8 protein-coding genes are annotated in these 11,215 nt (G+C 71.0%); 2 read left to right on the top strand and 6 right to left on the bottom strand.

All coding sequences use genetic code 11. From position 1 onward, the window contains the following. Positions 1-68 precede the first annotated feature (68 nt). The 5 genes from ACMTAK_RS48605 to ACMTAK_RS48625 all read right to left on the bottom strand — a co-directional run bounded on the left by ACMTAK_RS48605 (position 69) and on the right by ACMTAK_RS48625 (position 6,409). On the bottom strand, positions 69-3,185 hold the full coding sequence (locus ACMTAK_RS48605; RefSeq protein WP_413812115.1) for a glycoside hydrolase family 2 TIM barrel-domain containing protein: 3,117 nt from the start codon (positions 3,183-3,185) through the stop codon (positions 69-71). A 165-nt stretch (positions 3,186-3,350) separates the two neighbouring features. After that, positions 3,351-4,046, bottom strand: coding sequence for an HAD family hydrolase (locus ACMTAK_RS48610; protein ID WP_413812116.1), 696 nt, complete (start codon positions 4,044-4,046; stop codon positions 3,351-3,353). A gap of 92 nt (positions 4,047-4,138) precedes the next feature. Next, positions 4,139-4,384 carry a hypothetical protein gene (locus ACMTAK_RS48615; RefSeq protein WP_262698236.1) on the bottom strand — a complete coding sequence of 82 codons (246 nt, stop codon included), beginning with the start codon at positions 4,382-4,384 and terminating at the stop codon, positions 4,139-4,141. A gap of 75 nt (positions 4,385-4,459) precedes the next feature. Then, positions 4,460-5,629, bottom strand: a complete 1,170-nt coding sequence (locus ACMTAK_RS48620) for a cation diffusion facilitator family transporter (protein WP_413812117.1) — start codon at positions 5,627-5,629, stop codon at positions 4,460-4,462. Positions 5,630-5,809: 180 nt separating this feature from the next. Beyond that, entirely contained in the window at positions 5,810-6,409 is a 600-nt protein-coding gene (locus ACMTAK_RS48625) for a hypothetical protein (RefSeq protein ID WP_413812118.1), read from the bottom strand. 157 nt (positions 6,410-6,566) lie between these two features. On the opposite strand from ACMTAK_RS48625, the gene ACMTAK_RS48630 reads away from it, so the two are divergent. Then, positions 6,567-8,537 (top strand): APC family permease, encoded by a 1,971-nt coding sequence (locus tag ACMTAK_RS48630; RefSeq protein ID WP_413812119.1) that lies wholly within the window; start codon positions 6,567-6,569, stop codon positions 8,535-8,537. Between the two features lie 53 nt (positions 8,538-8,590). Here ACMTAK_RS48630 and ACMTAK_RS48635 read toward each other — a convergent pair whose 3' ends face one another. Continuing rightward, positions 8,591-9,928, bottom strand: a complete 1,338-nt coding sequence (locus ACMTAK_RS48635) for a radical SAM protein (RefSeq protein ID WP_413812120.1) — start codon at positions 9,926-9,928, stop codon at positions 8,591-8,593. A 197-nt stretch (positions 9,929-10,125) separates the two neighbouring features. On the opposite strand from ACMTAK_RS48635, the gene ACMTAK_RS48640 reads away from it, so the two are divergent. Beyond that, entirely contained in the window at positions 10,126-11,214 is a 1,089-nt protein-coding gene (locus ACMTAK_RS48640; RefSeq protein ID WP_413812121.1) for an NAD(+)/NADH kinase, read from the top strand. The last annotated feature ends 1 nt before the right edge of the window (position 11,215 follow it).

An 11,215-nucleotide genomic window follows, 5' to 3' on the forward strand; every position in this document is an offset into this window, starting at 1 on the left:
CGGGAGGCTTCCACCCGTCCGGCGTGGCGCCGCTCGGCGTGTGGCCCGGCGGCTCACTCGCCGGCCCCTCAGCCGTCACCGGCCTCGAGGGCGACGATGCGCTGGGCGCCGTCCGCCGCGCCGGGATGACGGCTGGTGAGGTCCAGCCGCAGCCGTGAGGTGCGCACCGGGTCGAAGGTGATGACGGTCGGGGTGTCGGAGGCGGTGGCCCAGGCGATGGACGCCCCGCGCACCGGGACGTACGCGTGGCCGTTCCACGCGGACACCTCGACCGAGGCCGGCAGGGTGTGCGTGGCGTCCACGGTGAAGGACACCTCGACACGGCGCAGCCGCCGCCTTCCGCTCCAGGTCACCGAGACCCAGTCGGCCTTCCGGGCGCCGTCGAAGGCGGGGAGCAGCGCCGTGGCGGGCTTGCGGAAGGCGTTGGACCAGCCGGTGGCCGGATCGCCGTCCAGCATCGCCGAGGGCAGGGTCGTCGGCGCGCCGGAGTAGCTCGCGTCGGCCAGTGGGTGGTGCGGAGCACCGGGGCCGGGGTCGGGCGCGAACGGCGTGGGGCGGGTGACCGGCTCCGAGGTCCCGCCGGTGGCGCGGACGGTGGCGGTGGCGGTGCGCAGCCCCGCCGAGCGGGCGGTGACGGTCAGCGGCCCGGCCTCGGTGCCGGCGCGGACGATGGCCAGGGCCTTGCCGTGGAAGGCGGTGCGGGTGCTCGCCTGGTAGCGCTCGGCGCTCTCCTGACGGCCGTTGTCGACCCCGGCCAGGGAGCCTCCGGTGACCTTGAAGGCGATCAGATGATCGGCGTCCGGCACCACCACACCCTCGGCGTCGACGACTTCGGCGGTCAGGAAGCACAGTGAGCGGCCATCGGCCTCGACGGTCTTCCGGTCGGGGGTGAGCCGTACGGCGTGCGGACGTCCCGCCGTGCGCAGCACATCGGTGGCCACCACCCGGCCACCGCGCCGGGCCACGGCCTTCAACTCGCCGGGTGCGAACGGCACCTTCCAGGTGAGGTGGAGCTTTCCGGCGCTGCCGCCCGGGCTGGTGTAGCTGCCGGGGTAGGGGCCGGAGGTGACGGTCTTGTCGTCGCCGGTCGGCTCGGTGGTCTCCAGGTAGGTACGGCCATCCGTGGTCTTCTTGGTGTCGAACTCACGGACGCCCAGCGATCGGCCGCCCAGGAACAGCTCCACGGTGGCGACGTTGGAGTAGGCCCACACCTCCACGGTCTCTCCCGGCCGGTGGCCGGTCCAGTCCATGGGGACCAGATGGACCATCGGTTCGCTGGTCCACTGGCTCTTGAAGAGGTGGTACATGTCCTTGGGGAAGCCCGCGGTGTCCACGGCGCCGAAGAACGACGCCTTCACCGGGAACACGTCGTACGGCGTGGGCTCGCCGATGTAGTCGATGCCCGACCACAGGAACTGCCCGGCGAAGAACCTCCGGTCCCGGTCCTTCTTCAGCCCGTACTCGCCGCTCATCGTCCAGGAGGCGAGGTTGTTGTCGTAAGCGGAGGTCTGGCGCCTGCCGGGGGTGTGGTTCTCGCCCGTGTTCAGGTGCTCGGGCTCCTGATAGGCGCCGCGGGTGGAGGTTTCCGAGGAGGATTCGGACTCGAAGAGGAACAGCCGCGGGTACCGGGCGTGCAGGGCGTCCACCGAGGCGGCGGTGTTGTAGTTCAGGCCCAGCCCGTCCAGCTTGGCCAGCATCAGATCGGCGGGGGAGCCCTCGGCGGGCAGCGCGCGGTACTTGTCCGAGCCGATCACCACGGGCCTGGTGTCATCGGCCGCTCGCACGGCGTCGATGAGCCGCTGGGCCATCCCCAGCCCCGGGGCGCTGGTGGAGTCGGGGATCTCATTGCCGATGGACCACATGACGACGGCGGGGGAGTTGCGGGCGGCGCGCACCATCTCGGTGATGTCCGCCTCGCAGTGCTCGTCGAAGAAGCGCCCGTAGTCATAGGTGTTCTTGCCGGTGCGCCAGCAGTCGAACGCCTCCACCAGCATCACGATGCCGAGCCGCTCGCAGACCTCGATCAGCTCGGGCGCGGGCGGATTGTGGGAGGTGCGCACGGCGTTGACGCCCACGCTCTTCATGATGGTCAGTTGGCGCAGCAGGGCGTCGGCGTTGACGGCGGCGCCGAGCGCGCCCAGGTCATGGTGGAGATCGACGCCCCGGAGCTTGGCGTATCGGCCGTTCAGTGAGAATCCGCGCTCGGGGTCGAAGGTGGCATGGCGGAGCCCGAAGGGGGTGCGGTACCGGTCGGTGGTGTCCTGGCCCACCCGAAGTTCGGTCTCCAGGACATAGCGCCGCGGGGTGTCGAACGACCACAGCCGCGGCCGGTCGATCCGCAGCTCCTGGGTGGCGGTACGGGTGTCACCCGCCCCGACGGTGAGGGTGGAGTGTGCCTGGACCACCATGTGCCCGTCGGGGTCCTTGACCGTGGAGACCACGGTCACCGGCTTCCGGCCGTCCGACTCATTGACCACGAGGGTCCGCGCCCGCACGGTGGCGTGTCCGGCGCGCAGGGTGGTGGCCAGGCCGGGGGTGGTGAGGTACGTGCCCCACCGGGCCACATGGACCGGGTCGGTGACCTGGAGCCGGGCGTGGCGGTAGATGCCGCTGCCGGAGTACCAGCGGCTGCTGGGAAGCCGGTTGCGCACCTTGACGGCGAGGACGTTGGGGGTGGCGCCGTCGGTGTGGGCCACTTCGGTGAGGTCGAGGGCGAAACCGGTGTATCCATAGGGGTGCTCGCCGATGAGCCGTCCGTTGCAGTACACGGACGAGTCCATGTAGACACCGTCGAATTCGACGAAGATCCGCTTGCCCTCGAGGGCGCGCGGCAGGGTGAAGGTGGTGCGGTACCAGCCGAGGCCGCCGGGCAGGAAGCCGGTGCCACCGCTGGTGCCGTGGTCGGTGGTGGGAGTGAGTTCGATGCTCCAGTCGTGCGGAACCGCGACCTCGCGCCAGGCCGAGTCGTCGTACGCCGGGTCATGAGCGTGTCCGTACGCGCCGGTCGGGTCGGTGATGTCGCCGGGGTTGACGAGGGTGAACCGCCAGCCGTCCGTGAGCGGGACGGTCCGGCCTCCCATGGCGCGGGACGCGGTGGCGGACTGGGCGGGAGCGGCCGTGACGAGTGCCCCGGCCATCGGGGCGGCGGTGCCTGCGATCAGTAACGATCTGCGAGTGACCGCCATCGCGATCCCCTTTTCTTCGATTGTGTGGTGTGCAACGGCTTGTTGTGCAAGGGCTTGCGTGGTTGCTCGGGCCGTTGATCGACCACAACAGCCCGTTGCGCACCAGATTCTGACAGTTTCAAACAGGGAACTGTCAAGGGTCCCGCACGGGCTTGCGGAATGGGCTCAGCGCCCCAGCGCGCTGCTGTCGAGGTGGCGGAGCAGATCCGCGGGATCGCGGTAGATCTCGTCCGCACCGGCCTCCGACAGCGTCTCCGGGGGAATGCCACCGGACTGGAGCGCGATACAGCGCACCCCGGCCTTCACACACGCCACGACGTCCCACACGGTGTCACCGACGAAGACCGCGTCCCGGGCAGGCACCCCGGCCTGTGCCAGGGCCTGCTCGACCGGATCCGGCGCGGGCTTGCCCTCCTCGACGTCGTCCGAGCTGAGCACGGCCCCGATGGCCTCGTCGGCGCCGATCGTGGCACGCATCGCGGCGAGTTCGTCCTGCGAGGCGGAGCTGGCCAGCACCAGGAACCAGCCACGGTCGGCCAGGGTGCGCAGCAGGTCCGAGGCGCCGTCGAGGGCGGGCAGCCGGGGGAAGTACTCCGCGTACAGGCTCTTGTGGGCGGTGCTGATCCGCTCGTCCCCCGACCGGTTCCGGTCCTCCGGCAGCAGGCGGTCCATGAGCTGGTCGGAACTCATGCCGATGGTGTGGTGGATCTCCCGCATGCCCACCGTGTGCCCCGCCTGCCGCATCGCCTCCCACCAGGCGACGGTGTGCAGATAGTTGGTGTCCACGAGCGTGCCGTCAACATCGAACAGCGCGGCCCGGCGGCCACGGGCGTCCTGGTCCGAGGTGCGTTCGCTGCTCATCGTGTCTGCCCTCCCGGGGGAGTCGTACGAACGACGAGGTGGCCCCCGCCCGCGGCGGGGGCCACCTCGTCGGAAAGGGGACTGGCCGGCACTCAGTAGTCGTAGTGATGGTGGTGCCGGTGATGGTCAGGCTCCTCGACCACCGGGGGCGCCACGGCGCCCGGCTCGACAATGCGCCGGCGCTTGTAGACACTCACATACGCGCATGTGCCGATGACGCCGACTGCCATCAGGATCAGCCCGACCAGGTGGACATTGAAGCCGTTGGCGTTCCAGTCGGTGGCGAAGGTGAGAATCCCTCCCACCGCGATCATCAAAATGCAACCGCCGAGGCCCATCAGTTCTGCCTCCGTACATGAGTTCGCTGTCGTGGGCTGGTTTTCACCGAGTACCCAGGCCCGCCGGGGCCAATCTCACGCCCCGCCGTCCTCGCGCTCCACGGCGGCCACCGTCTCCTCCAGCGCCTGGCGGTCCGCACGCGCCTTCGCCCGGTCCTTGGCCGAGGCGTCGGTGACATCGAGGAAGACCTGGTCGGCGTGCGGCCAGAGCTCCGCCATCGCCGTCTTGACGCGCACCAGGACCTTCTCGACCTCCTCGCTGTCGAGTCCGGGAACGAGATCGACCCGGGCCGCCACCAGCGTCGAGTCATTGCCCAGACGCATCGTCAGCAGCGTGGCCACGGTGTCGATCTCCGGCTGCCCCTCGAGGAACCGGCGGAGCTCCCGGCGCTGGGCCGGGTCGATCGACTCGCCGATGAGCCGCCCGCGCGACTCCCTGGCCAGCCGGTAGGCCACATAGACCAGCAGCGCCCCGATCAGGAAGGAGGCCGTGGCCTCGTAGGCCGCCTGGCCGGTCACCATGTGCAGCCACATGCCGAGCAGGGCGAACACCACGCCGAGACAGGCGGTGGAGTCCTCGGCCAGAACGGTGCGCAGCGTGGGGTCGTCGCCCCTGCGCAGCTCGGCCGTCATGCCGCGGTCCGCTTCTCGGGCGTGCCCGCGCACCTGGACCAGCGCCCTGACCAGCGACGAGCCCTCGGCGATGAGCGCCACGCCCAGGACCGCGAGGCCCACCAGATAGCCGCTGTGGTCCTCGGAGCTGCCCGCGCTCAGCGCCTCGGCACCCTGGAAGAAGGAGAAGCAGCCGCCCATGACGAAGATGCCGACGGCGGCCAGCAGCGCCCAGAAGTAGCGATCCTTGCCGTAGCCGAAGGGGTGCTGTTCATCGGGGGCCCGCTTGCTGCGTTTGAGGGAGGCGAGCAGAAACACCTCGTTGAGGCTGTCCGCGACGGAGTGAGCGGCCTCCGAGAGCAGCGCGGGGGAGCCGGCGAAGATTCCGCCGACGGCCTTGGCCAGCGCGATCACCACATTGGCGCCGAGCGCGACGAAGACGGTGACGGCGGTCCTGGAGTCCTGGCCCTGCCGCGCGCCGGATCCGTCGGGCCCGTGGCCCCCGTCCGGCCCGTTCGGCGCGTCTGGTGCGTCCCGCGCGTCCGGTGCGAGCGAGGTCTCCGGCGGGTCCGGCGTACGCGGCGTACGCGGTGTTCCGTGCCGGTCGGGGGAGTGCCTGATGGAACGGCTCATCGGCGGGAAACTCCGTAGGCGGGAAGTCCGTGCCGTCCTGGTGGCCCTCTCCGCCGGGGCGGCCGGACGGCCTGTCCCCTTCCCGTGTGTCCCGATGTCGGGACCTCAATCGTGACACGCCCGCCCGGGGAAGCGCGCCCCGCCGGATCCATCCGGTCCACGGGGCGCGCTCGGATGGGGTCAGCCGGCCGGGGCGTTCGGGGACGCGGGCACCTTCGGCAGGTCGCTGAAGATGTCGAGCCCCATGGCGGCGGCGATCAGCAGACCGATCACGCCCAGCGCCACCGCTCCCCAGGCCACCGCGGTCACCCAGGGCGCCCCGGCCGTGACGGGCCGCCGCTGCCGCAGCAGCACCACGGCGGCGATCACCACGGCGGCCAGTGCGAAGAGCCCGTTGACGAGGGCCGTGGTGTGCCACGGAGTGCCGTACACCGCGGAGATCTGATCGGCGGCCGACCCGGACTGGGCCTTGATCTGGCCGGTCAGCTGCTTGCGCTCCTGGAGCATGGTGCCGAGCCAGGTGCCGGAGAGCGAGGCGAGCCCGAGGCCCGCGGCGACGACCGAGGCGGCGCCGGGGACGATGCCCGGTGTGGTGGCCGGGGGAGGGGTCGCGATGTCGTCGGCGGGGTCTGATGCTTCCAGCAGGTCCGGGGTCTCCTCCGGGTCCGGGGTTTCCCGCTGGTCCGAAACAGCGTTCGGGACACCCTCCGCCGTGGCTTCCTCGGCTTCTGCGGGCTGCGCTGCGGTGTCGGTCGGTTGGTCGGTCTTGGTGGTGTCCATGTGCCGCAACCGTACGGACCGAAGATGAAAACTCACTGAGAAAGCGATGTCCTTCGGCCGGCGGCACCGGCCGGGTGGTGGCCGACCGCGCCACATACCCTGACCGAAGGGTCTCACCGATGGCCGGGACCCCCCTCGAGTACGACGGGAGCACCCCGTGGTCTCCTCCACCTCTGGCGGCGCCGCCCCCGACGGCGGGGCACGGCACCGGCTGCGCGCATGGCTGCTGGAGGGCCTGACCGACATCGCCAAGCGCCAGCCCGGCCCGCACGCCGAGCCGGAGGGAGCACACCAGGGCCGGCCGTGGTGGCGGGTGATGTGCCTGACTGGTCTGGACTACTTCTCCACCCTCGGCTACCAGCCCGGGATCGCCGCCCTGGCGGCCGGGCTGCTCTCCCCGCTGGCCACCGTGGTGTTGGTGGTGGTGACCCTGGTGGGCGCGCTGCCGGTGTACCGCAGAGTGGCCGGGGAGAGCCCGCACGGCCAGGGCTCGATCGCGATGCTGGAGCGGCTGCTCACCTTCTGGAAGGGCAAGCTGTTCGTCCTCACCCTGCTGGGCTTCGCGGCCACCGACTTCCTCATCACCATCACCCTCTCCGCCGCCGACGCCACCGCCCACCTGGTGGAGAACCCGCATCTCACCGCGACTCTGCGCGGCCACGAGGTGGTCGTCACCCTGATCCTGGTGGGAATGCTCGGCGCGGTGTTCCTCAAGGGGTTCACCGAGGCCATCGGGATCGCGGTGGCGCTGGTCGCCGCCTATCTACTGCTCAACGCCGTCGTGGTGACGGTCGGGCTGTGGCATGTGTTCACCGCGCCCCATGTGATTCCCGACTGGTCCCAGGCGCTGGTCGCCGAGCGCGGCAGTCCGCTGGCGATGGTCGGCGTGGCGCTGGTGATCTTCCCGAAGCTGGCCCTCGGCCTGTCCGGGTTCGAGACGGGCGTGGCCGTCATGCCGCATATCGAGGGCAAGCCGGGTGACACCGAGGAGCGGCCCGCCGGACGCGTCCAGGGCGCCCGGAAGCTGCTGACCACCGCCGCGGTGATCATGAGCGTCTTCCTCATCACCTCCAGCTTCATCACCACCCTGCTGATCCCGCAGCGGGCGTTCGAACCGGGCGGCGAGGCCAATGGGCGCGCCCTGGCCTATCTCGCCCATGAGTACCTGGGCTCGGCGTTCGGCAGCGTCTATGACGCCTCCACCATCGCCATCCTCTGGTTCGCCGGCGCCTCGGCCATGGCCGGACTGCTCAATCTGATGCCCCGCTATCTGCCGCGCTACGGCATGGCGCCCCACTGGGCGCGCGCGGTCCGTCCCATGGTGCTGGTGTTCATCGCCATCGCGTTCCTGGTGACCTGGCTCTTCAAGGCGGATGTGGACGCCCAGGGCGGCGCCTACGCCACCGGGGTGCTCGTGCTCATCACCTCGGCCGCCATCGCCGTCACCATCGCCGCCCGGCGCGCCCGGCAGCGCGGCTGGACCATCGGCTTCGGTGCCATCTCGCTGATCTTCCTGTACACCACCGCGGTCAACGTCATCGAGCGGCCCGACGGCGTCAAGATCGGCGCCTGCTTCATCGCGGGCATCATGGCCGTATCGCTGCTGTCCCGGGTGGCGAGGGCGTTCGAACTACGGGTCACCAGCGTGACGTTCGACGCCCTGGCCGAGCGATTCGTCCGGGACACCGCCCACCGCAGGATCCGTTTCATCGCCAACAAACCGGAACGCCGCGACCTGGCCGAGTACCGCGAGAAGCAGCACCAGATCCGGGGGGACAACGACATCCCGCCCGCGGACGACATCATCTTCGTCGAGGTCACGGTGGCCGACCCGTCCGAGTTCGAGAGCGAGCTGCGGGTGTGCGGCGAGGTGGTGCACGGCCGCTACCGCGTGCTGACCCTGCAGAGCGCCACCATCCCCAACGCGCTGGCGGCGCTGCTGCTGCGGGTCCGGGACCTGACCGGGCAGCGCCCGCACATCTACTTCGAGTGGACGGAGGGCCATCCGCTGGCCCACTTCCTGCGCTTCTTCCTCTTCGGTCAGGGAGAGGTCGCCCCCGTCACCCGTGAGGTGCTCCGCGAGGCCGAGCCCGACCGCGGCCGCCGCCCCCACGTCCACGTCGGCTGAACGGATCCCGCCGAGCCGGTGGCGGCGGCCATGTCAAGGCCCTGTCGGGTCTGTCAGGGCGCCACCGGCTCCGGCTCAGGGTCCACGGCGGGCAGGCTGTCCATGAACGAGCTCACCGAGAACACCGCCCGCCCCGGCCCCGGCGGGCCGTATCCGGGCGGCGAGGACAGCCCGAAGTCCTCGAGCGTCGCCCGGTAGGTCTCCAGCAGCCGGATGTGGTACTCCAGCGGGGCGCCCTGCGGATTCTCCTTGCCCAGCGGTGTCGTCGGCTCGGGGCACCAGGTGGTGAACCGGGGCACGACCCCGTGCGACATGAAGAACCGCAGCCCCTCGGCGGTGGAGTCGATCGCCTCGGCCACGGACGCGAAGCCGAGCGGCTGGGCCATCTCCACGCCCGCCACGAAGTTGGGGATCACATTCCGGGCGCCGAACACCTCGGCCGAGTCCAGGATCCGGCGGTGCCACTCGTCCCGGCCGATGTAGCGCTCCTTGCCCGGGCAGTACAGCTCGAACAGCCGCCGGTCCCACACCTCGAAGTTGGGGTGGTAGATCCGCACCCCGTAGTCGTGGAACCGCTGGACGTCTTCCTTGGGCAGCGCCTGCGCCACCACCTTGCCGATCCACCGGCCCGGGAAGCGCTCCTCGATGGCCTTCGCGTACTGACCGTAGAAGTCGGCCTCGTCACGGCCGCCCACATGCGAGGTGATGGCACCGCCGGTGAGGGTGTACGCCTGCGAGGTGCGGGCGGTGTCATGGCGGTCGATGATCTCCAGCGCCTCCAGCACCTCCTCGACCGGCTTCACCCCGGTGTACGGGCGGCCCGCCGCCTTGTGCTGACGCCAGTTGTGGTTGATGTCGCAGTACTGGCACTCCTCCTTGGCTCCGAAGTACTGGCACACCCGGAAGACCGTCAGATAGACCAGATAGCCCCACTGGATGGTCGGCGCGACCTCCATCACCGACTTGCCGTTCGACAGGGTGTGGCGGTAGTAGTCCGGCATCGGCGGCAGCCCCACATCGGCGATGCGCGCACCGTCCAGATACAGCCCCAGCGCACCGTCCTCCCCGGCCCGGACCACATACGGCGACGCGGGGTTGACGCGGACGGACACCACGGTGCGGCGGAGCTCGTACGGCCCGCCGGTGAGCACGATCTCCTCGGGCGGCCGGTTGAGGGCCGCGGCCCCCAGCTCCGGCAGGGTGCGGTGGTCGAACGAGAAGATGAAGTACGACTTCGGCTTGACGTCGCCGTCCTCGTTGCCGCTGAGCGCGGATTCGTCGAAGGCCATGCCGCCGCGCAGCAGGTCCTCCTTGAGCACGGCCTCCCGGGGCACCTGGGGGAAACGCCCCATCAGCCCCTCGATCAGCGCGGTTCGTCTCTCACTCGACATCTGCTGCACCATCCCCCTGGCTCCGTACGGATGCGGTGTGGTTCCCCCGCGGGTCTCTGTGCCGCTGAACACCATAGATCAGGGCGGATGTTCGACTCCAGGGCGCACGCCCCGAGCCCCCCGCGTGTCCGCCCCCACGCCCGCCCGAGTCCGTCCGATGGGCGCTTCGGGGCCGGCCGACCTACGGTGGAAGGGCCATGGCTGTCAACCGGCTCGGCATGGTCGTCCACCAGGCCCGCCCCACCGCCGTCGCGGCGGCCCGCACCGCCCGCGCATGGGCCGCTGCCCATGGCATCTCCTGCTTCGAGCTGGACGTCTGGCGCGGCGACCAGCCCCGGCGCAGCGCCCAGGAGGAGTCGGAGGCGGCCGGCCACCCCGATCTGATCGTCACCTTCGGCGGCGACGGCACCTTTCTGCGCGGTGCCCGGCTCGCCGCCAGGAACGGGGCCGCGGCGCTGGGGGTGAACGTGGGGCGGGTCGGCTTCCTCACCGAGATCAGCGTCGACCAGGTGGAGGACGCGCTGAACGCCGTCCACGAGGGCCGGGCCACGATCGAGGAGCGCATGCTGCTCACCCTGCGGGCGTCCCGGCCGCTGGAGATGCCCGAGGGCATGGAGGCGCTGCTGCGCTACGGGCGGGGTCCCGTACCGCCCCCGCCCAAGGTCCGCCCCGGCCGCGGCGGCCCCGAGGAGGCAGGCTGGGGCATTCCGCTGGACGTCAACGCCGTCAACGACGTGGTCTTCGAAAAGCTCGCCCGCGATCGCCAGGCCGGTCTCGGCGTGTATGTGTCCGCGCAGCTGCTCGCCTCGTACTCGGCCGACGCGATCATCGTGGCCACCCCGACCGGCTCCACCGCCTACAGCTTCGCCGCCGGCGGGCCGGTGGTCTCCCCCTACCTGGACGCGGTGGTCTTCACCCCGGTCGCCCCGCACATCGCCTTCGACCGCACGGTGGTGGCCGCGGTGGACGAACCCGTCGCCGTACGGGTGCTGCCGACCTCGGGGCAGGTGGCGGTGAGCCTCGACGGGCAGCTGCGCGGGGTGCTGGAACCGGGTGACTGGGTGGCGGCCTACCGGGCACCGGTCCGGCTGCGGCTGGTACGGCTCGCGCCGACGCAGTTCTACCACCGGCTGCGGGACCGCTTCCGGCTGGCCGACTCGCCCGCCGCCGACGTGGCCCCGCCGTTCTACCGCCCCAGCTCCCCGATCCCGCCGGACCTGGCACATCTGCGGCTGCCCCCGGTGCCCGACGACCCACCGGAGCCGGGGCCGGACGGCCCACGCTGAA

The organism is Streptomyces lacaronensis (assembly GCF_047337785.1).
Classification (GTDB): domain Bacteria; phylum Actinomycetota; class Actinomycetes; order Streptomycetales; family Streptomycetaceae; genus Streptomyces; species Streptomyces lycopersici.

Coding starts and splice junctions, on each gene's coding strand:
- ACMTAK_RS48605 (WP_413812115.1), bottom strand. CDS start 3,185: ATGGCGGTCACTCGCAGATCGTTACTGATCGCAGGCACCGCCGCCCCG.
- ACMTAK_RS48610 (WP_413812116.1), bottom strand. CDS start 4,046: ATGAGCAGCGAACGCACCTCGGACCAGGACGCCCGTGGCCGCCGGGCC.
- ACMTAK_RS48615 (WP_262698236.1), bottom strand. CDS start 4,384: ATGGGCCTCGGCGGTTGCATTTTGATGATCGCGGTGGGAGGGATTCTC.
- ACMTAK_RS48620 (WP_413812117.1), bottom strand. CDS start 5,629: ATGAGCCGTTCCATCAGGCACTCCCCCGACCGGCACGGAACACCGCGT.
- ACMTAK_RS48625 (WP_413812118.1), bottom strand. CDS start 6,409: ATGGACACCACCAAGACCGACCAACCGACCGACACCGCAGCGCAGCCC.
- ACMTAK_RS48635 (WP_413812120.1), bottom strand. CDS start 9,928: ATGTCGAGTGAGAGACGAACCGCGCTGATCGAGGGGCTGATGGGGCGT.
- ACMTAK_RS48640 (WP_413812121.1), top strand. CDS start 10,126: ATGGCTGTCAACCGGCTCGGCATGGTCGTCCACCAGGCCCGCCCCACC.